Below are 19,690 nucleotides of genomic sequence, written 5' to 3'. Positions count from 1 at the left end.
GCATTTAGTGTTGGCGAGTTTCTGCGCGCCCTGCCGCGCGCTCGCGGTCATCGCTACTGCCAATTGGGCCGTCAACACCCGCTCTAACCTTCAGTTCGCAATGCACCACATTCTGAATCGCCCCTGTCCTGTCACCTCGCGGATCAGACCCCGCGCTTCCATCAATGCGAGGTTGCGCTGGACCGCGGCGCGGCCGCCGCCGGTAATGGCCGCGGCCATCGAAGCGGATAAAAGCGGCAACTCGGACAGTGCGGCGCGAAAGACCGGGGGCGTCCTGCCCGAAGCCGGCGTCTTCTTGGCCTCTGCCCGAGCGGTCCGGCCGTGCAGACCCTATTGCAAGCCGTTCACGCATCCTTGCTTGAAACCAAGATCGCAATGCACCTTGAGGCGCGCGGTGTCCTCCTCTGACCACCCTGTCGGCGCTGTGACCTGAACCCATGGCCCGATGTAATCCTGCGCATAATACGCATGCCCGTGGCCGGTCGGGGCACCGAAAGACAGCGCCAGGTCGAGCGCCAGCTGAAACTGCGTCACGACAGGCATGAACATGAAATGCTCTGACATGTCCTCTGCTGGCGGGTCCCGCACCCAGGGCGGTGCGCGCCACAGCGAACGCGGATCGTAAAAGACAACCGGGTCACTGGAATATTGCAGAAAAACGATGCGCATTCTCCCCCACGCAGCCTCGGCCTGCGACGCATCGGCGGTGTGTGAGGCATAACGGACCAGCGACCCGTTTCCGACATCCGGCAGGACCCAGGGCGTACCCGGGTTGCGATGGTTCTGGAAATAATTCCATAGGGTCGAGGGGAACGGCGGTCCGGCCCAGAACGCGCCGTTGATCGGATCGTCCAGCAAGCGGAACATGTTCGTAGCATGCATCGACGACCAGGCACCAAGGCTCAACCCGTGGACGTAAAAGCGGGGACGCGCGTCATCGGGCAGCGTACTCCAGTACCCGTGCACCACCTCCTGAAGAGCTGTCGCCTGTTCAAGGCCTGTATTCGTTTCAAGGATGAGCGCCAGCGGCGATTGCAGGTAGGAATACTGGGCCGCGACCGTGGCGATGTTTCCCCCATGCATATACTCGACGGGATCCTGCGAGCCCGGATCCATCCAGCCGGTGCCCGTGGGGCTGGCGACAATCAGAACCTCGCGTTCGAACGCTCCCTGCCGGATCAACTCGGCCAGGGCCAGTTCGGCTCTTTCCTGAGGCGTCTCGCCATTAGCGCGCCCGACATAGACCCGGATCGGATGGAGCGCAGGCCGACCGGTGAAGGCTGCGATATCATCGGCAGTCGGGCCAGATGTAATGAAATCCCGACCATATCTGCCTATGGCCGCCCAATCGATCAGCGATTCCGCACTTCCGGTCATGCGCGGATCGTCAGGACGGGGCGGAGCGTTCTGGAACAACTCCTGCGCTTTCTCGTAGCTTTCATCAAGCCCCGTCACCACATGATCCACGATACCCTCTCGGGTTACCACGAGCAGGATCACCGCGACCACGACAACACCCAGCACATTTGCGCGCCGTGCAGGCATCACGCGCAAAAGCCGGGAGCGGATCAGGCGGAAAAGTGAAGCGATGAGGCGGCCTGCTGCGTAGGCCATTGCGAAGGTCGCGAAAGCAAGGAACAGGATTGTTGCGAGATTGAGCGCGTCGACCTCCCCCATTCCCATCTTCATGCGGATGTCGTTCTGCCAGACCAGACTTGATCCGAGCACCCAGAGAAAAAACGCGATCAGCGGGACCGAGAGCAACGCGGTCAGCGCCTTTGCGGGTCGTCCTGAAAGAACGGGGAAATCCGCAGCCCGCCAGATCAGCCCGGCGATCTGCCCGATCAAGTATCCGATTGCCATGACAAGCCCGCCAAGGATGCCTTGCACCGTCGGACCACGCGGGATGAGCGAGGGAGTCAGGGAGGCAGCAAAAAACAACAGGCCGAGCAAAAGGCAGGGTATGGAGAACGGACCAATGATATTTGCGATATGCCGCCTGGCCATTCTTCCCTCGATCTGGCGTTGCCCCATGGGCTTCACAGCAGTTTTGCGACGCGGTCCGGGCAATCGCAAATGGCTCGTCTGAGCCGTCCGCCGCACAGGCTTCAGATAAAGGCCACGCGACGCATCGGCAACGACCTTTGCAGCGCCCAGGACATGTTGACAAAAGGGAATCACAGTCCGCTTTGTGAGTTCCTCTTGCCAGCGCGCCCCAGCGGCACCGGGACATCTGGCATGACCGGGAGAGTCCGGACGCTGGCGCGTCAGAAACTGCCGAATGCCGTGCCCGCAGCCACCAGCGCGACCAGAGCAATGACCGGGATCGCCACCGCGACCATGAAGATGTCCCGATAGGCTTCCCGGTGTGTAAGGCCACAGATCGTCAGCAAGGTGATCACTGCGCCATTGTGCGGCAGCGCGTCCAGCCCACCTGTCGCAACAGCGGTCACCCGGTGCAGAAGGTCGGGCGAAACTCCCGCAGCCTGGCCCATGGCCAGATAGGTCTCGCCCAAGGTCGATAGCGCGATCGACATGCCGCCCGAGGCCGATCCCGTCATCCCGGCCAGAAGACTGGTGCCGACCGCCAGCGAGATCAGAGGGTTATCCCCGCCCACCGTCACGACCCAATCGCGGATCAGTCCAAAGGCCGATAGCGAGGCGATCACGGCACCGAAGCCCACAAGGCTTGCGGTGTTGAAGATCGGCTTCAAAGCATCCCTGGCGCCGTCGTCCAGCGTCGCGGACAGTCCCGTCGCCAGACGCCGCCAGTTCATGGTGACCAGCGCCAGAGAGGCCAGGGTCAGAGCGGCGATGATCGACCACACTCCACGCAGCGCACCAGCGTCGGTTGCGCCGTATTCGGGCAGCGCCAGATAGCGGGTGTCCATTGCCGGGATCACAAGGAAGGTGAAGGCAAGGTTCAACGCAAGCACAAGCACCAGCGGCAAAGCCGCCACCGATAGACTGGGGGCTGCACCGGAGCTGCGCCCGATGTCGTTGCGGCCCGGTTCCCCATACCCCGGACCGAGCACGCGCGCGCGGTATTGCAGCCAGCCCCAGCCCAGTCCCAGCATCAGCGCCCCAGTGATCAACCCCAACCCCGGCGCGGCAAAGGGCGTGGTGCCGAAATAGGGCATCGGGATCGCGTTCTGGATGGCGGGCGTGCCCGGCAGTGCCGTCATGGTAAAGGTGAACGCCCCCAGGGCAATGGTCGCCGGGATCAGGACCTTGGGGAGATCAGCCTCACGAAACAGTGCCGATGCGATGGGCCAGACGGCGAAGGCCACGACAAACAGCGACACCCCGCCATAGGTCATCGCCGCACAGGACAGGATCACCGCAAGGATTGCCCGGGCCGGCCCCAGCCCGCGAATGATGCCATTGGCCAGAACCTGCGCCGAGCCGGACGCCTCCATCAGTTTGCCGAACACCGCACCCAGCAGGAACAGCGGGAAATACTGGATGATGAAGCCGCCGGTGGCCTGCATGAACACCTGCGTATAGCTGGCCAGCAACGGGCCACCTTCGGCCAAAAGCACCGCCAGCATCGCCATCGCCGGAGCCAGCAACAGCAAGCTCAGCCCGCGATAGGCGAGAAACATCAGGCATCCGAGGGCCAGAAGGATGACAAGGATGCCCATCATCGCCTAGAACCCCCGGCTCGCCGTGGTCTGCGGGTCATCGAAGAATGCCGCCAGGTCGAACGAGGACTCCTTGCCGATCTTGTCGAAATGGGCGGCCAGCCATGTGTCGGCCCAGCTGCGCCCGCGTTCGAAAAGCAGCTTCAGATAGGACCATTCCGCGTTCATCTTGCTGGAGGCGGCCAGATCCTGCACCTCGGCGTCTGTGTGGATCAGGTGGATATGGGTCTGCCCCGCCGCGCCAAGGTCGATCCCTTTGGCCCGCACGATCTCTTGCATCAGCGCGATGGCACGCAACTCCTTGATCAGCGCGGTATTGAAGCTGATCTCGTTGACACGGTTGATGATCTCGCGGGCCGAGGTCGGGGTGTCGTGGCGCACGATCGGGTTGATCTGGACGATCACGATGTCGGGGCTTGCGGGGCTGACCACCAGCGGCATCAGCGCGGGATTGGCGCTGTAACCCCCATCCCAATAGGGTTCGCCGTCGATCACAACCGCCGGATAGATCTGCGGCAGGCAGGCCGAGGCCATCACCGCGTCCAGCGTCACGTCCCCGCGCGAAAAGATGCGCGAACGCCCGGAGCGGACATGCGTGGAGGTGACATGCACCGAAATCGCCTTGCATCGGTTCACGTTGCCGAAGTCCACCTGTCGGTCCACAAGGTCGCGCAGCGGATTCAGGTTCAGCGGGTTCAGCTGATAAGGCGACATCACGCGGCTCAGGCTTTCAAAGAACAGATAGCCCGGAGACGCATCCAGGCTGAAACGCCCCAGCATCCGGTCAAGCGGGCTGCGCTGCAAAGGCGAGGCCAGCGCCGCCTGGCTGATTGCCCGCCAGAAACCTTCAAGGGCTGCGCGCGCGCCCTCGCGCCCGCCGCGCTCGAATCCATCCGCCAGCACAACGGCATTCATCGCCCCGGCACTTGTGCCACTGATTTCGGCGATCTCAAGCCTGTCGTCCTCCAGAAGCCGATCCAGAACCCCCCAGGTCAAGGCGCCATGCGATCCGCCGCCCTGAAGTGCCAGGTTGATCTTCTTGCAAGTGTTGACGTTGCCCATGCCATCTCCATGCTGCATTGCAGCAACATACTTGGAAAGGCGTGGCCCGGCAACGCTGACCCCAAGACAGGCGCACTTTGACGCAAGAATGTTGATTGCCACTGAGATTTGACCCGGCAACCGCCAAAATTGTCACTGAGATTTGACCCATGTGCAACCTGTTCCCGGCTTGAACCAGCTGGGGGCAAATGGAGTGATCGACATGGGATTTTTGAAGGTTATCAGGACATGGGCGCTGCGAGACAAGATGCCCATTCGCGAGATTGCGCGGCGCACAGGCATGGCGCGCAACACAATCAAGAAGTATTTGCGGGAGGGGATTGTTGAACCTACGTTTCAGACGCTGGATCGCCCTAGCAAGCTGGATTCATATGCCACTCAACTGACAGCATGGCTGGTGTCGGATCAGCACAAATCACGCAAAGAACGCCGGACGGCGAAGCTGATGCACGCCGATCTGGTGAAGTTGGGATATGACGGCTCCTATGAACGGGTTGCGGCCTTCGTTCGGGAATGGAAGGGCGAACGTCAGCGCGCTTATCAGACGACGGATCGTGGAACTTTCGTGCCGCTGGTGTTCGCACCGGGCGAAGCGTTCCAGTTCGACTGGAGCGAAGATTGGGCCTATGTCGGTGGCGAACGGATCAAGCTGCAGGTCGCGCATATCAAGCTGTCGCACAGCCGCGCCTTCCTGGTTCGGGCCTATCTGCTGCAAACGCATGAGATGCTGTTTGATGCCCATTGGCATGCCTTCCGCGTCTTCGAAGGCGTGCCCGGTCGCGGTATCTACGACAACATGAAGACGGCCGTCGACAAGGTCGGAATAGGCAAGAAGCGCGATGTGAATGCGCGGTTCACGGCGATGACCAGCCATTATGTATTTGACCCCGAGTTCTGCAATCCGGCGGCGGGCTGGGAGAAGGGACAGGTCGAGAAGAATGTCCGCGACGCGCGCCATCGCATGTGGCAGCTGATGCCAGCCTTTCCAGATCTGGATGCGCTGAATGCTTGGTTGGAAGACCGCTGCAAGCTGCTGTGGGCTGAGACGGCGCATGGCACGTTGTCTGGAAGCATTGCCGATGTTTGGGAGGCCGAGAAGCCTGCGCTGATGGCGCTCCCCACAATGTTCGATGGCTTTGTCGAGGAAAGAAAACGCGTCGCGCCGACATGCCTGATCAACTTTGATCGCACCCGTTATTCTGTGCCCGCCAGCTTTGCGAACCGGCCAGTGAGCCTGCGCATTTACCCCGAGCGGCTGGTGGTTGTCGCCGAGGGGCACGTGATTTGCACGCATGAGCGCATCATCGACCGGTCGCACCGCCAACCGGGGCGCGTTGTCTATGACTGGCGCCACTATCTGGCGGTGGTTCAGCGCAAACCTGGGGCGCTGCGCAATGGCGCCCCCTTCGTGGAAATGCCCGAACCCTTCCGCATGTTACAGGCGAAGATGCTGCGCCAGCCCGGCGGGGACCGAGAAATGGTCGATATCCTGTCCCTTGTGCTGCACCACGATGAACAGGCAGTGCTGTGCGCAGTGGAATTAGCCCTAGGGGCGGGCGTGCCGACAAAAACCCATGTGCTGAACCTGCTCCACAGGCTGCTCGATGGCAAACCAACCGACCAGCCAGACGTGAACCCTCCTGCAGCCTTGTCTTTGAGCAAGGAGCCCGAGGCCAATGTCGCGCGCTATGATGGGCTGCGCACCTGGAAAGGAACCCGTCATGCGTCATGATCCCGCGGGCGCTGCGCTGATCATTATGTTGCGCAGCCTGAAGATGCCGGGCATGGCGCTGGCTGTGCAGGATCTGCATGAGCAAGGTTCACCCGCATTTGAAGCCGCCATGCCGATCCTGTCGCAGCTTCTCAAGGCGGAAATGGCCGAGCGTGAGGTGCGTTCGACCGCCTACCACATGAAAGCCGCCCGCTTCCCGGCCTACAAGGACTTGTCCGCCTTCGACTTCAGCGCAAGCGAGATCCGTGAAGCTCTGGTCCGTCAGCTCCATCGTTGCGAGTTCCTCGATGCTGCTGAGAATGTGGTCCTGATCGGAGGGCCCGGCACTGGGAAAAGCCATGTTGCCACAGCCCTTGGCATCCAGGCCATCGAGCATCACCGCAAGCGCGTGCGCTTCTTCTCGACGGTCGAGCTGGTCAACGCGCTGGAGCAGGAAAAAGCCCAGGGCAAGGCCGGAAAGGTCGCCGAGGCACTGGTCAAAACCGACTTGGTGATCTTGGACGAGCTGGGATACCTGCCGTTCAGTGCCTCCGGCGGTGCATTACTCTTCCACCTTCTGAGCAAACTCTACGAACGCACCAGCGTCGTCATCACCACGAACCTGAGCTTCAGCGAATGGGCCAGCGTGTTCGGAGACGCCAAGATGACCACCGCCTTGCTCGATCGCCTCACCCATCGCTGCCACATTCTGGAGACCGGCAATGACAGCTATCGATTCAGAGCAAGTTCCGAAACGGCGAAAAAGAAACGAAAGGAGACAGCGGCATTGACCCCAACATGACGCGCAGAACATAACAACTGGATGGGTCAGATCTCGGCGACAATGCCGGGTCAAATCTCATTGGCAATCAACAACTTACAGCCCGCCGGAGCATGAACCAGGCACCGAGCACGCCACCAAGGCAGAGGCCGAAGACTGAGCATGCATCTGCGAGAGGCGTGAAAGGTTCTGACGCGAGCTTTGCACTGAGACCTTGTCAAAAAAGGGAAACGATAATGACCAACACCCAGAACACCCCCCCTGCCGGCGCCGAAGAGAGCCGCGCCCTTGATGCCGATGAACTGCAGATGGCGGATATGGCCCGCCACCCCGCGCTGGGGCAGCTCTCGGACCGGGAGCTTTCCGACCTGATCAGCCGCCTGCGCAGCCGCCGCAACCGGGCGCGCGACATTGCCGACCGGCAGGCGCGCGAAGCCCGCGCCAAAAGCGCCCCCGCCGGGGCCACGCCTGCCACCGGCAATGCCGGAACGCTCAGCAAGCATGACTATCTGGGCGCCGCACTGGAGCGCGCGATGGCCGAGCGTGCTGCGCGCGGTGGCGCGGCCGATGACAGCGCCGAGGGCGAAGGCGGCGACGCGCCCACCCAGCACGATCTGGCGCTGAAAGCGATGGCATTGAAAAAGGCAGGCGAGGACGGGCCGAACCCGATGATGGAAGATGGCAGCTCCTTGCACCCGAATGACCCGGATGCCGACGAAGGCAAAGGCCCGCTTTCGGACCGGGCCCGCCGCAAGGCCCCCTCGGGCGCGCTGGATCATGCCGGAGAGCTTCCGTCGCGTGAGCGGTCGCGCACGCGCTACTGAGCTCGAAACGCGGCGCGGCTCCTCATCGCGTGGACCGGGTGAGCAAATGACGGTCGATACGCTCATCATTGGGGAGGCGACGGCTGGTCTGCCTACCCTAGCCGTTGTGAATTGCTGGATAACGTTGGCCGGGCTTGCAAGAACCTTGGTGGTTTGGCGGACTGAGCAGGAAAGGGCTGATGACCATGGCACTACCCGAGGCACACAAAGGCATGAAGTCGGCCGGTCGCTATATCCTGATCGGCACGATCACGGCGGCGCCCCTGATCATTACCTGGATCATTCTGTCCCTTCTGTTCAATCAACTGGCGCGGGCCGGATTGCCGTGGGTCACGGGCATTGCCCGACGAATAGCGCCGGATCACCCGGTTCTGGCTGCATGGCTCCAGGACGACCGCCTGCTATCCGTCGTCGCGGCGCTTGTCGTCCTGGGGTTCCTGTGGCTTCTCGGCTGGGGTGCCAGCCGCGTCGTTGGCCAGAGGATGATCCTGATCTTCGAATGGTTCATTGGCCGTATTCCGTTCGTCGAGCGGGTTTACTGGGCGACGAAAAGGTTCCTGACCGTTGCGGGAAGCGCGAACGAAGGTGGAGACCAGCGCGTCGTCCTGATCGATTTTCCCTCACCCGAAATGAAGACCATCGGTTTGGTCACCCGCATCATGAAGGACGAAAGCACCGAGGAGGAACTGGCAGTGGTCTATGTGCCGACCTCGCCGAATCCAACGTCGGGCTATATCGAGATCGTTCCCGTCAACAAACTGACCTTCACCGACTGGACCTTTGATCAGGCGATGAGTTTTGTCATCACCGGCGGGTCCAATGCGCCAGACCGCATCGCCTACCATCGAAAGCCTACCGAAGCGGGAAAGGGATGAGGCAATCGGCAATCCTGCCTGGTCGGAAGGCCGATGGCGGCATACTTGATCGGAAATACGGGCGCAGATGTGACCAGCGTCTGGCTTCTGGCGGGCGCGACAAGTATCAAGAACAATCGGCAAGTGTTGTTTGGGATCTTCGAATTGAACAGCGGATCGGCATCGGTCACGACAGATCGCGACGACGGAGTGGTCTTTGTGCGTCTTGCTGGGCATTTCTCCCTCGTCGATCTGACTTCTCTGCATGGCACGTTGATGCAGGCTGCCGCGGCAGGACCGCTTACCGTTGATCTTTCCGGCGTGGAGCGGCTTGACACTGCTGCCGCATGGGCGATTGCCGATACCGGAAAGGTGGCGGAGTCCGCCGGGCATACCCTGCAGATTTCCGGTGCCGCCGAGCACGCCGCTGCGCTTGTCGAAACGGTCCGCAAGGCCTTGCCGAAGGTAGAATCCGCGAAAAGGCGGAAGTTCTCGCTGGCCGCCTGGCTGGATGATTTCGGCCGCTCTGTTGCCGCAGGCTGGACGTTTCTGACCCAGCTTCTGGGCTTTCTCGGGTTATTCCTCGCAAGACTTGGCAGGTCGCTTTTCCATCCGACCGAATTCCGCCTGACCGCGCTTGTTCATCATTGCCAGGAAGTCGGCGTCAAGGCCGTGCCGATCGTCGCCCTGATGGCATTTCTGATCGGCGTGGTGCTTGCGTTTCAGGGCTCGACACAGCTCAGGCAATTCGGGGCCGAGGTCTTTGTCGTCGATCTCATCGCTGTTTCGATCTTGCGCGAACTTGGCATCCTTCTCACCGCGATCATCGTGGCTGGCCGTACCGCTTCGGCCTTCACCGCAGCAATCGGGTCGATGAAGATGCGCGAAGAGATCGACGCGATGCGGACGCTGGGAATCGATCCCGCTGCTGCGCTGATCGTACCGCGTGTGCTGGCGCTGCTGCTGATGCTGCCGATCCTTGGCATGATTGCCAATGCAGCGGGCCTGTTGGGCGGCGGGTTGATGAGCTGGGTGGAGCTAGGCATATCGCCCGCCATGTTCCAGTCGAGGCTGATCGAAGGCACCGACGTGTCTCACCTGATGGTTGGCATGATCAAGGCCCCGTTCTTTGCGATCGTGATCGGCATCGTGGGGTGCCATGCCGGCATGCAGGTCGGCAACAACGCGGAATCTCTCGGCCAGAAGACCTCTGCCGCAGTCGTGACGGCAATCTTCTCCGTCATCGTGATTGACGCGTTGTTTTCCATCTTTTTCGCAGAGGTGGGGATATGACTGTACCCACGGACCGGGAGCCGGTGATCCGCCTGCGTGGGATCCGCAATCAGTTCGGCAGTCATGTGGTGCATGACGGGCTGGATCTGGATGTCTACCGAGGCGAAATCCTGGGGGTTGTCGGTGGGTCTGGAACCGGCAAGTCGGTGCTCTTGCGGTCCATCGCCGGATTGCAACGGCCAGCGGCCGGTGAGATCGAGGTGCTGGGAACCAATGTCCGCACGGCGACCGAGGCCGAGCGGGCCGCGCTGGAGCGGCGCTGGGGCGTGATGTTTCAGGATGGAGCCCTTTTTTCGTCGCTCAATGTTCGAGAAAATGTCGAGGTGCCGATGCGCTCGGTCGAAGGTCTGGATCCGGCCTTGCGCCAAGCCATGGCCGACCTCAAGATATCGATGTCGGGCCTGCCCTATCTGGCCGGAGACAAATACCCGTCGGAACTGTCAGGCGGGATGCGAAAGCGGGCCGGATTGGCGCGTGCCCTGGCATTGGACCCCGAAATCGTGTTTCTGGACGAACCTACCGCCGGGTTGGACCCGATTGGCGCGGCTGATTTCGATACGCTTATCCGCCAACTTAGCGATACGATGGGTTTGACCGTCTTTCTGGTGACGCATGATCTGGACACACTCCACGCAATCTGCGACCGGATCGCGGTGCTGGCGGAAAAGAAGGTCCTGGTAACCGGGACCATGGACGAGATGCTGAATATCGATCACCCATGGGTTCACGATTATTTCCATGGGCCACGCGCCCGGGCGGCACTGGCTGAAAAAAGTGAACGGAAGGGCAATTGAGCGAGTGGAAACCAAGGCAAACTATATTCTGATCGGTGCCTTCACGCTTGCTGGGATTTTGGGAATCCTTGGATTTTTCCTTTGGTTTGCGCAGTTCCAGCTTGATCGTCAGTTCAGCTATTATGACGTTGAATTCACGTCGGTTGCCGGGCTTGCTCAGGCCTCGGACGTGCGATTTGCAGGCTTGCCTGTCGGGCAGGTCGTTGATGTCCGCCTGTCGCCGAACGGCGATGGGACAGTGCGTGTCCAGCTGGAAATCGCCGCCGATGTTCCAATCCGCACAAGCTCTGTGGCGACCATCGAGTCGCAGGGCGTGACCGGCGTCTCGTTTGTTGGTATCAGCCCCGGAGAGCCTTCTGATCCCCTGTTGCGGGACGTCAGCCCGGACGACGTGCCCAAGATCGAAGCCGGTCGTTCAGTGCTGCAAAGCCTGACCGAGGATGCGCCGCAACTGGTCGAAGAAGCGCTACGGGTGATGCAGGATCTGTCAAACCTTGCCAGCGCTGAGAACATTCAGCGCATCAATAACATCCTGGCCAACGCGGAAACGGCCTCGGCAGGCCTTTCAAAGGCACTTGAGGATTTTTCAGTTGTCACGGAGTCGGTTGCAGCCTTTGCGGATGACATTTCAGCCTTCAACGGCATGCTGGAAGGCCTCACCGGGCGTGCCGAAAGCCTGTTCGAGACAGCTGAGGGCACTCTGAAGAACGTCGATGTCCTGATCGCGGATTCGGGGACGACGCTTGCCAGCGGAACCGCTGCATTGGACCAGGCTACGAGCACCCTTTCTTCGGCTGAACGTTACATGAATGATGAGCTGCTCCGAACGACAGACGAGGTGCGTCTTGGCATCGCCGAACTGCGGGTGCAGGTCGAACAGATCGGGACCGAAGCGCGCGGTCTTGTCGCCGAGTTCCGCAAAACCGGCGAAGCCGCCACCGCGCGACTGACCGAAGCCGAAGCCACCATCAAGGTCACCGATGCGATGATCGCCGACCTTACGGCGACGCTGGAGACGATCAACAAGGCCGCAGTCAATTTTGACTCTCTGGTGACCATCGACGGCGCCGCGCTGGTAGCCGAGGCCCGGACGGCACTGAAGCCAATTTCCGAAGCCGCCAATGCCGACCTTCCGGCACTGATGGCTGATATCCGGTCGGCCATGGAAACGGCCAACCAGACGATTGCCGACGTCAGCCAAAGCCTGACCGATGCCAGTGGCAAGGTCGATGGGCTGATGGACGACGCCAGTCTGGCCGTGACCGCGGTGACCGATACGTTCACGCGCGCAAATGATACACTGACCTCGATCAATTCGGCACTCGAGGTGGGCGAGCGCACACTTTCTGCCGCCGAGCGCACATTTGACGGTGCGGACAAGGTCATCAATACCGAAGTGGCCGCCATCACCGCTGATCTTCGCCAGACGATTGCCAATCTTGATCAGGCCATAGCGCAGGTCTCGGCCGATATCCCCGGCGTGACGGCCGATCTCAAGGCGGCAAGCGAGGCAGCGCGGCTGGCCTTTGACGAAGTGGCCCGCACCGCGACAGCATCTGGCGCGCCGATCACCGAATTCACCACGAGCGCACTTCCGCAATACACCCGTCTTGCAGGGGAAATGCGTGACCTGATCAATAACCTCGATCAGTTGACCAACCAGATCAGGCGCGATCCAGCCCGGTTCTTTATCGGCGGAACCAATACGCCCGCCTTCCGCCAGTAACGAAAGAGCACTGCCATGCCCCGCCTGACCTTGACCGTCCTGCTTGCATCTGCCTTCCTCTCTGGCTGCTCTGCGATTTCTGCGCTGAACAGCTCGGCGACGCCGCTGGAGAGCTATGACCTGCAAGCACCGCCCGAAGCGCCAGTCGCGCGCAGCAGTCTGACACGGCAGCTTGTGATCGAGGTTCCATCTGCCCCCGGCACCCTGATGACGGATCGGATCATGATCCGTCCGCGCCCCCTTCAGGCGCAATACCTGACCGACGGGCAATGGGCCTCGGAAACGCCCTTGATGATCCAGACCCTGATCGTCCGCACGATCGAGGACAGCAATGCCTTTCGCTACGTCGGGCGGCGGCCGCTTGGTGGCTCTGGCGACTATGCGCTGATTTCCGAACTGACCGACTTTCAGGCCGAAGCTGCACCAGACGGCAAAGGGGCCACTATCCGTGTGCGCCTGACGGCAAGGCTTGTTCAGGAAAGCGATGCATCCGTGATTTCCGTTCGCACATTCAATGCTGCGTTCCCGGTTGACACGACAGATACGATCGATGTGGTTGAAGGCTTCAGCAGTGCCACGCAAGTGATGCTGAAGGACTTGTCCGGTTGGGTTCTTGCATCTCTGGGCGTCAAGGCGCGTTGATCTGCCGAAAGACAGGACGGTAAGGTTGGATGCCGTCGCGTGGGGCCGTTCGACTGCCTGGGGTCATACAGCGCGCTAAAAGAGCGGCTGTCGCGTTGCCCTTAATTCGGCTCTGCCTCAATCTGTGTGGCGCACTATCCTGAGAACGGGAAGATTCAGGAGGGATAGTGGTGATTTCAAGGAAGCACTGGTCGCCCGGGAGCGATGTTTCCGTTCAAAGCGTTGAGCGGCGCGATTCCGGCGGGTGGACTGTATCCGGCAGTCTGACACCAAACGGCATCTGCCCAGACTGTGGATTGCAATCGCGACGTCGTCACGGCTGGCGGCGTAGGCGGCTGCAGGATTATCCCGCCCATGGTGACGGGGTTACGGTAACCCTCTGGGTTTGCCGTTGGCGATGTTTGGCACCCGCCTGCCCGCGCCGGACTTTCTCGGACCAGATCGGCTCGATTGCGCGTCCTTTTGCGCGGCGCACTTCGCGTGTCGGGGAAATTGTCAGCCATCTTGGGCACGCGACCGGCGGGCGGCCTGCCGAGCGGCTCTTGCACCGCTTGGGCCTTGGGGTCAGTGATGACACGGTGCTTAGGCAGCTGAAGAACCGTGCTCAAGACACTGCCGAGCCGCCGACCGTCATCGGGATCGACGACTGGAGCTGGCGGAAGTCGCAGACCTACGGCACGATCATTGTCGATCTGGAGCGTCGCGCGGTCATCGATGTTCTCGAAGATCGTGATGTGGTCACCTGCACCGACTGGCTGAAACGACATCCCGAGGTGGAAGTGATCAGCAGAGATCGCTGCGGTCTCTACGCCCAGGCTGCCCGGCAAGGCGCGCCGCAAGCGGAACAGGTCGCCGACCGGTTTCATATCGTGCAGAACCTGCGGCAGGCTATCGAGGAGCAGATGAACCTTCACGGCCGTGCGACCGGCAGGGCGCTGCTGTCCGACGCCGACAATATCACCGCAGAGGGAAGCCTTCTGAAGTCCCGCCTTGCGCACAGGACGTCTCGGGAAGAGATTTTCACCACCATCCATGCGCTTCGAAATCAGGGGCTTACCTGCAGCGAGATTGGGCGGCGAACAGGGTTCCCTCGTCGCAGCATCGCGAAATGGCTGCAGTTCGAGACGCCGCCGGACCGCAGGCGGGCAGCTTTGAAGCCGACTTCGCCGTGGTACTTTGAAGAGTTCCTGAGCCAAAGCTGGAAGGGCGGAATTCGAACTGGAAGCGCCCTGTTCCGTCTGATCCGAGAGCGTGGCTACGAGGGGAGCCCGACGCATTTGCAGCGGCTGCTGGCGGGGTGGCGCAGAGCCGAAAAGCAAGCGAAGGGCCCTGCCTTGGAGCACCAGATCCTGGAACCGGTCCGGGACCCGGAAACGGGGCACGCGATCTCCCCGGTCATCGCGGCAGCGCTGTGTATCAAACCCCGCGGAAAACTCACCCCGGATCAGGCGCGGAAAGTCGACGCGCTCAAGGCTGGCTCTCCCGCCTTCGCAACGATGCGCTGCCTCGTCATGCGGTTCAACGGTATCCTGCGTGGCCGCGAGGCAGACCCGCTCCCTGCATGGATCGACGACGCGATCGAAACCGACCTGGCGCCCATCGTGCACTTCGCACGCACATTGAACCGGGATTTCGATGCGGTAAAAAACGCTATCGAGATGCCCTGGAGCAACGGCCAAGCAGAAGGTCAGATTAATCGTCTGAAGACCCTCAAACGCGCCATGTACGGCCGAGCCGGGCCAGAACTGTTGAGGGCAAGAATGCTGCCCCTCCGCCACACAGATTGAGGCAGAGCCGATTTAAGGGCTACGCGACAGCCATGCTGGCCGTCGACTGGCTGAGCGTCTGCACCCCGTTCACCGCCAGGAACGGCTGGCAATCCAGAGTCTCGACTTCGCGGCCGTCCGGATCCTGTTCGCAGACGAATTGGCAGCTGTCCTTTGACCGGTCGTGCAGCCGCGCATGGTAGCAGCGGCCCGAAATCGCCAGCGGCAGGCGACCGTGGCCCCAGACTTCGACCGGAACGCCGTGGTCACCCGCCACCCGAGCCAACACCGCGATGGAGGCGAGCGCAAGTTCTGGCGGCAGACAGACGCGCCGCGCGCCGCGCCGGATCAGCCAGCGCATGGTGCCTTCATTGTAGACATTCACCAGGGGGCCGACCCAGAACGGACGACCCTCTGGCACATGGGCCAGGGCGGTTACATCGTTGACTTCGACCGGCAGATCGAGGTCCTGCAATTCGGCGGTCAGTTTCCGCTCGCGCTTCAACGTGATCAGGGCCAGCGAGGTCATGGCGACCTCCTTGCCCGCAGCCACCAGCCTATCGACGGCACCCGGAACCTCGCCCTGCCAGAAAGGCAGACGCTTGGAGCAGACGAGTTCCCCAAGCACGACGCGGGCGACTGGTGCAGGGGCAAGGTCGCGGTAGAAAGCGCGCACTTTCTCGGCGGGCTAGAAAAAGAAGTTGGGGCCGACGGTCAGATCCATGCGGCTATCTCCAGGTCTTGGCATAAGCGCCGGCGGTCGCGGCCTGGCCCTCGGTCAGCCGGGAGAGGGTGCTGCCGCCTAGGGGAAGGCCTGCATCCTGCGCCTCGACCGCGGCACGGAAGGCGCGCACCACCTGCGAGACGTAAGCCCGGCTGCGCTGGCGGCCTTCGATCTTCAGCGCAGTGACCCCGGCCTTGGCCAGGCGCGGTATCAGGTGCGTGGCGTCCAGCGAGACCGGGTCCTCGAAGATGTGGCCGGTCTGGTTCCCGGAGGTGAAGCAGCCCTTGCAGAGGGTGGGATAGGGGGCCGGGGCGGACTTGGGGGTGCGATGGATGGTGAAGCCCCCCAGGCGTGCGGCCAGCTCGTGTCCCTCCTCGGCATAGGCGACGTGACTGGCGGGCGAGCAGACGTCGTTCATGTTGGGAGACTGGCCGGTTGCAAAGGAGGACAGCGAACAGCGTCCTTCGGCCATGACGCAAAGGCCGCCGAAGACAAAGACTTCGGTCTCGACGTCGATCTCTCGGTTGATGGCGGCGATCTCCTCGACTGTCAGCACGCGTGGCAGGACAACGCGGCGGACCCCGAAGGCGCTAGCATATAGGTTGATCGCGTCCGGGTTGGCCGCGGCCGCTTGCACCGAGAGATTGCGGCGCAGGGTGGGGTGGTATTCGGCGGCATGGGAGAGCAGGACGATGTCAGCCAGGATCACCGCATCTGCGCCGGCGGTCTCGGCATTTGCCACGGCCCGGTGCCAAAGGGGTTCTGCCCCCGCGCGGGGAAAGGTGTTGATCGCAACGAGCACCTTCGTGCCTCGCCCATGGGCAAAGCCCACCGCTTCGGCCAGTTCGTCGGGCGAGAAGTTGAGCCCCGGAAAGTTGCGGGCATTCGTTTCGTCGTTGAAGCCGCAATAGACGGAATGGGCACCGGCCTCGACGGCGGCACGCAGGGCAGCGGGAGTGCCTGCCGGGCAGACCAGTTCCATCATTGCGGATCTCCGATCCGGTGCAGATGCGGTCCGGTCGCGCGCTCCGCCCGTGTCAGCATCCGGCGCAAGCGATGCGCCATGGGCCCGGAAAGCGCGGCAAGCTCCTCGGTCAGGTCGAGTTCGGCGTCGTCGATCGCATTGCGGAGCGCGAGGACTGCGGCCGTGTCGCCTTCGACCGTGATATCCCGCGAGAAGAACAGCGCGTCCCCATCCTCGGCCCCGTGCAACATGGCAAGGAATGCCGAAAGGGTTCCGGCAATGCGCGCGTCATGCGCCGGCGGCCGGTTGCGCGGATGGGCAGTCATCGTCGCGGTCTGCGGATGCAGGAGCAGAGCCCAAGGCAGGTCCACCGGGTCGATCAGGAACCGGCGGGACGCGTGGTCGTCGAGGCGCCGCAGCATCGACGGATGCGAGGACACAAGGCGCCGCGTCAGGCGGGACAGCATCAGATTCAGGGGCAGCAGCGCGGCAAGGGACGAACCGCCAGACCAATGACGTGGGGCAGGCGTGGCAGGGGGTCGGGCATCGTGCGTTCCTTGATCGGATCACCCCCTGATAGGCGGAGGGCCGCCACGGTGGTTTGATAATAGTCAAGTCTCCTGCTGCGGCGTCGCGGTATCGCCTTGGCAAAGGACTCTCCCGCGATGCGCAGCCTGCCCGTCTTTCACGATCTTCGTGCGTTCCTGTCCCATGCCGAGGCGGCCGGTGAACTGGCGCGGATCGTCGCGCCCGTGGACATCCGGCACGAAATGGCCGCGGTCCAGCTGGCGGCTTTGCGGGCCGGCGGGCCGGTGCTGCGCTTCGAGACAGCGGAAAGCGGGGGCGAGCGGGCGCGGATGCCGGTCGTTTCCAACCTCTTCGGCACACCGTCGCGAGTGGCGGCGGGCCTGAGTCTGCGCCTGGACGAGGTTCCCGCCTTTGGTCAGTTCCTGCCTGCGGCCCGAGACGACGGCCCAGATCACTGCACAGGTCGCCGCTCGGGCGGTCGACCTGCTGCGAATCGCACCCCCCCGGGCAAGCGCTTGGACTCCTGAGCAAGGACCCTCAAGATGACCGAACTCTCCCCCTCCGCCCTTGTTGGCGACATCGCCGGAACCCTGCCAGGCGCAGCCGAGGTCTTTCGGCAAAACGGCATCAGCTTCTGCTGTGGCGCCAAGCTGTCGCTTGCGGAAGCGGCAGCGAAGCAGGGCATTGCCGTCGACTTGCTGCTAAACGAGCTCACCCTCCTGGAAGCGGCTGCACGTTGCGAGGCCCCGACTGAAACACTGCCCCTGATCGACCACATTCTCACCCGCTACCACGAGACCCATCGGGTCGAGATGGACTGGCTGATCCCGCTGGCCCAGAAGGTCGTGACCGTGCATGGCGACCACGAGGAAGCCCCGATCGGGCTGACTGAGGCGCTCCTGACCCTGCGGGATGAGCTGGACAGCCACATGGCCAAGGAAGAGCAGGTTCTGTTCCCGATGATGCGGCAGGGCGGCCATCCGGCGATCCAGCACCCCATAGCGGCCATGCGCCACGAACATGACACGGCCGCCGGCCTCTTGCGCAAGGTCGAGCATGTGACCAATGGCCTGACCCTGCCCGAGGGGGCCTGCCGGTCATGGACTGCGCTCTACACCGGGTTGAAGAAGTTCAGCGGCGACCTGGTGGTCCACATGCACCTCGAGAACGAAGTGCTGTTCCCCCGCTTCGACGCTGCCGCCTGACCTGTGAGCGGGGCCTGGCGCGCGCCGCATCTGCCGTTATTCCTTCTGGCGGCGCTTTGGGCCGGGCTGGTTCCGTTGGTCTGGCTCTGGCCCGGGCTGTCCTGCGACCCGGCCGCCTGGCACCAGCAAGAGCTGATGCTGGGCTTTGTCGGCGCGGCGATGGGGGGCTATCTGCTCACCGCCCTGCCGCATTGGCTGAAGGACGCAGGAATGTCCGTGTCCGGCGTACCGCCGCTCGCGACCCTATCGTTGGTGGCAGCCTGGGTGATCGGGCGGCTGGCGGGAGGAAGCTGCCAGCCCGATGGCGTGTCACTGGCCGGGCTTGCGCTTTATCCCTTCGGGCTGACGCTTTGCCTGGTCCTTCCGGTCGGACGGGCCGGGGCGTGGTCGCGCCTGCCGATCGCGCTGGCACCTCTTGTCCTTTTGCTGATTGCGGTCCGGCTGCGTCTGGCTGCCGACGGCCTGACCGCCGTCCTGGGCCTGACGTTCGTGGTCGCGGTTGTCGGAGGGCGGATCATACCTGCTTTCCTGGCGGCCCGCGCCAATGACCGCAAGCCGCGTCGGCGCATGCCGTGGGACAACCGGTTGGCCGACGGGGCGCTGGCCTCGGCGCTGGCGCTGCACCTTGCCGGGGCTGGAGAGAAGGGGGTCGGCGCGCTGCTTCTCGCTGCGGCCTTCGGGCAGGCGGCACGGATGCGGCGGTGGGATATGGCTCCGCTCCTGCGCGGCCACCGGGACATTGCCCTGTTGCTTTGTGCCTGGCTCTGGCTGCCGCTGGGCCTGGGGCTCGTCGGGGCCGGGCTGCTTGGAATGCACGGGCTGCCGATGGCCACGGCCGTCCATGCCCTGACGACGGGGTTGATGGGAAGTATGATCCTGGCCGTCATGGCGCGGGCCTGGATGCGCCGCGAACCGGGCGAGTTGCGTCCCGGACCGTTGTTGTGTGCCGCGTTCGTCCTTATCCAGCTTACCGCCGTGTTGCGCCTGACCCTGACCGCGCTCGCGCCCTCGGCCCTCTGCTGGAGCGCAGGGTGGACACTTTCGGCCATCGCAGCCACCCAGGCGTTCTACCGACCGCTCAATCGCCCGATCCTCAGCGCGGGCCGGGCGGCTGGAAGCTCTCCGCGTGAATGAAACCTACTTAACCCGTTCCGTCGGGCGGCCGGGCCGGA

The 19,690-nt window shown here is 62.8% G+C and carries 17 protein-coding genes and 2 pseudogenes; 12 read left to right on the top strand and 7 right to left on the bottom strand.

What is annotated here, in order from left to right:
* Positions 1 to 90: 90 nt before the first annotated feature.
* From AC4PTB_RS17865 to AC4PTB_RS17850, 4 genes and pseudogenes are all read right to left on the bottom strand, one after another.
* Positions 91 to 315: pseudogene (locus AC4PTB_RS17865) on the bottom strand (hypothetical protein); the annotation flags it as partial.
* Positions 316 to 330: 15 nt separating this feature from the next.
* Complete coding sequence (locus tag AC4PTB_RS17860; RefSeq protein WP_136906890.1) at positions 331 to 2,007, bottom strand: alpha/beta hydrolase; 1,677 nt, start codon at positions 2,005 to 2,007, stop codon at positions 331 to 333.
* A 260-nt stretch (positions 2,008 to 2,267) separates the two neighbouring features.
* Positions 2,268 to 3,647 (bottom strand): GntP family permease, encoded by a 1,380-nt coding sequence (locus AC4PTB_RS17855; RefSeq protein ID WP_136906888.1) that lies wholly within the window; start codon positions 3,645 to 3,647, stop codon positions 2,268 to 2,270.
* A gap of 3 nt (positions 3,648 to 3,650) precedes the next feature.
* Entirely contained in the window at positions 3,651 to 4,706 is a 1,056-nt protein-coding gene (locus tag AC4PTB_RS17850; protein ID WP_136906886.1) for a patatin-like phospholipase family protein, read from the bottom strand.
* 202 nt (positions 4,707 to 4,908) lie between these two features.
* Here AC4PTB_RS17850 and istA point away from each other — a divergent pair, with 202 nt between their 5' ends.
* From istA to AC4PTB_RS17805, 9 genes are all read left to right on the top strand, one after another.
* Complete coding sequence (istA, locus tag AC4PTB_RS17845; RefSeq protein WP_136906904.1) at positions 4,909 to 6,438, top strand: IS21 family transposase; 1,530 nt, start codon at positions 4,909 to 4,911, stop codon at positions 6,436 to 6,438.
* On the top strand, positions 6,428 to 7,219 hold the full coding sequence (gene istB, locus AC4PTB_RS17840; RefSeq protein WP_136906884.1) for an IS21-like element helper ATPase IstB: 792 nt from the start codon (positions 6,428 to 6,430) through the stop codon (positions 7,217 to 7,219). The genes istA and istB overlap by 11 nt, the downstream gene beginning before the upstream one ends.
* A 215-nt stretch (positions 7,220 to 7,434) precedes the next feature.
* Positions 7,435 to 8,022, top strand: a complete 588-nt coding sequence (locus AC4PTB_RS17835; RefSeq protein WP_136906882.1) for a hypothetical protein — start codon at positions 7,435 to 7,437, stop codon at positions 8,020 to 8,022.
* 179 nt (positions 8,023 to 8,201) lie between these two features.
* Positions 8,202 to 8,897 carry a DUF502 domain-containing protein gene (locus tag AC4PTB_RS17830; protein ID WP_212635384.1) on the top strand — a complete coding sequence of 232 codons (696 nt, stop codon included), beginning with the start codon at positions 8,202 to 8,204 and terminating at the stop codon, positions 8,895 to 8,897.
* Positions 8,898 to 8,930: 33 nt separating this feature from the next.
* Positions 8,931 to 10,169, top strand: coding sequence for an ABC transporter permease (locus AC4PTB_RS17825; protein WP_136906880.1), 1,239 nt, complete (start codon positions 8,931 to 8,933; stop codon positions 10,167 to 10,169).
* Positions 10,166 to 10,963: an ABC transporter ATP-binding protein gene (locus AC4PTB_RS17820; protein WP_078542935.1), complete on the top strand. Its 798-nt coding sequence runs from the start codon at positions 10,166 to 10,168 to the stop codon at positions 10,961 to 10,963. Before AC4PTB_RS17825 ends, AC4PTB_RS17820 begins: the two co-directional genes overlap by 4 nt.
* Positions 10,908 to 12,689, top strand: a complete 1,782-nt coding sequence (locus tag AC4PTB_RS17815) for an MlaD family protein (RefSeq protein WP_249306453.1) — start codon at positions 10,908 to 10,910, stop codon at positions 12,687 to 12,689. Before AC4PTB_RS17820 ends, AC4PTB_RS17815 begins: the two co-directional genes overlap by 56 nt.
* 15 nt (positions 12,690 to 12,704) lie before the next feature.
* The gene (locus tag AC4PTB_RS17810; RefSeq protein ID WP_136906878.1) at positions 12,705 to 13,331 is read left to right on the top strand and encodes an ABC-type transport auxiliary lipoprotein family protein; all 627 of its coding nucleotides are present in this window, start codon (positions 12,705 to 12,707) and stop codon (positions 13,329 to 13,331) included.
* Between the two features lie 170 nt (positions 13,332 to 13,501).
* Positions 13,502 to 15,118 carry an ISL3 family transposase gene (locus AC4PTB_RS17805; RefSeq protein WP_492192661.1) on the top strand — a complete coding sequence of 539 codons (1,617 nt, stop codon included), beginning with the start codon at positions 13,502 to 13,504 and terminating at the stop codon, positions 15,116 to 15,118.
* 37 nt (positions 15,119 to 15,155) lie between these two features.
* Here AC4PTB_RS17805 and AC4PTB_RS17800 read toward each other — a convergent pair.
* The 3 genes and pseudogenes from AC4PTB_RS17800 to ubiT all read right to left on the bottom strand — a co-directional run.
* Positions 15,156 to 15,773: pseudogene (locus tag AC4PTB_RS17800) on the bottom strand (U32 family peptidase); the annotation flags it as partial.
* 52 nt (positions 15,774 to 15,825) lie between these two features.
* Positions 15,826 to 16,803 (bottom strand): ubiquinone anaerobic biosynthesis protein UbiU, encoded by a 978-nt coding sequence (gene ubiU / locus AC4PTB_RS17795; protein ID WP_136904917.1) that lies wholly within the window; start codon positions 16,801 to 16,803, stop codon positions 15,826 to 15,828.
* Positions 16,803 to 17,252 (bottom strand): ubiquinone anaerobic biosynthesis accessory factor UbiT, encoded by a 450-nt coding sequence (gene ubiT, locus AC4PTB_RS17790; RefSeq protein WP_136904846.1) that lies wholly within the window; start codon positions 17,250 to 17,252, stop codon positions 16,803 to 16,805. Before ubiT ends, ubiU begins: the two co-directional genes overlap by 1 nt.
* Before the next feature lie 198 nt (positions 17,253 to 17,450).
* Here ubiT and AC4PTB_RS17785 point away from each other — a divergent pair, with 198 nt between their 5' ends.
* The 3 genes from AC4PTB_RS17785 to AC4PTB_RS17775 are packed head-to-tail and all read left to right on the top strand — an operon-like array spanning position 17,451 to position 19,652.
* Entirely contained in the window at positions 17,451 to 17,840 is a 390-nt protein-coding gene (locus AC4PTB_RS17785; RefSeq protein WP_136904847.1) for a UbiD family decarboxylase domain-containing protein, read from the top strand.
* A 15-nt stretch (positions 17,841 to 17,855) separates the two neighbouring features.
* Positions 17,856 to 18,518: an iron-sulfur cluster repair di-iron protein gene (gene ric / locus AC4PTB_RS17780; protein ID WP_136904848.1), complete on the top strand. Its 663-nt coding sequence runs from the start codon at positions 17,856 to 17,858 to the stop codon at positions 18,516 to 18,518.
* A gap of 3 nt (positions 18,519 to 18,521) precedes the next feature.
* Positions 18,522 to 19,652 (top strand): NnrS family protein, encoded by a 1,131-nt coding sequence (locus AC4PTB_RS17775; RefSeq protein ID WP_136904849.1) that lies wholly within the window; start codon positions 18,522 to 18,524, stop codon positions 19,650 to 19,652.
* The last annotated feature ends 38 nt before the right edge of the window (positions 19,653 to 19,690 follow it).

Source organism: Rhodobacter sp. 4.3.4 (assembly GCF_058724655.1).
This window is presented reverse-complemented; position numbering and strand designations above follow the sequence as displayed.

Excerpts from the sequence above, each read along its gene's own strand:
- AC4PTB_RS17860 (WP_136906890.1), bottom strand. The coding sequence starts at position 2,007 with ATGGCCAGGCGGCATATCGCAAATATCATTGGTCCGTTCTCCATACCC.
- AC4PTB_RS17855 (WP_136906888.1), bottom strand. The coding sequence starts at position 3,647 with ATGATGGGCATCCTTGTCATCCTTCTGGCCCTCGGATGCCTGATGTTT.
- AC4PTB_RS17850 (WP_136906886.1), bottom strand. The coding sequence starts at position 4,706 with ATGGGCAACGTCAACACTTGCAAGAAGATCAACCTGGCACTTCAGGGC.
- istA (WP_136906904.1), top strand. The coding sequence starts at position 4,909 with ATGGGATTTTTGAAGGTTATCAGGACATGGGCGCTGCGAGACAAGATG.
- istB (WP_136906884.1), top strand. The coding sequence starts at position 6,428 with ATGCGTCATGATCCCGCGGGCGCTGCGCTGATCATTATGTTGCGCAGC.
- AC4PTB_RS17835 (WP_136906882.1), top strand. The coding sequence starts at position 7,435 with ATGACCAACACCCAGAACACCCCCCCTGCCGGCGCCGAAGAGAGCCGC.
- AC4PTB_RS17830 (WP_212635384.1), top strand. The coding sequence starts at position 8,202 with ATGACCATGGCACTACCCGAGGCACACAAAGGCATGAAGTCGGCCGGT.
- AC4PTB_RS17825 (WP_136906880.1), top strand. The coding sequence starts at position 8,931 with ATGGCGGCATACTTGATCGGAAATACGGGCGCAGATGTGACCAGCGTC.
- AC4PTB_RS17820 (WP_078542935.1), top strand. The coding sequence starts at position 10,166 with ATGACTGTACCCACGGACCGGGAGCCGGTGATCCGCCTGCGTGGGATC.
- AC4PTB_RS17815 (WP_249306453.1), top strand. The coding sequence starts at position 10,908 with ATGGGCCACGCGCCCGGGCGGCACTGGCTGAAAAAAGTGAACGGAAGG.
- AC4PTB_RS17810 (WP_136906878.1), top strand. The coding sequence starts at position 12,705 with ATGCCCCGCCTGACCTTGACCGTCCTGCTTGCATCTGCCTTCCTCTCT.
- ubiU (WP_136904917.1), bottom strand. The coding sequence starts at position 16,803 with ATGGAACTGGTCTGCCCGGCAGGCACTCCCGCTGCCCTGCGTGCCGCC.
- ubiT (WP_136904846.1), bottom strand. The coding sequence starts at position 17,252 with ATGCTGTCCCGCCTGACGCGGCGCCTTGTGTCCTCGCATCCGTCGATG.
- AC4PTB_RS17785 (WP_136904847.1), top strand. The coding sequence starts at position 17,451 with ATGCGCAGCCTGCCCGTCTTTCACGATCTTCGTGCGTTCCTGTCCCAT.
- ric (WP_136904848.1), top strand. The coding sequence starts at position 17,856 with ATGACCGAACTCTCCCCCTCCGCCCTTGTTGGCGACATCGCCGGAACC.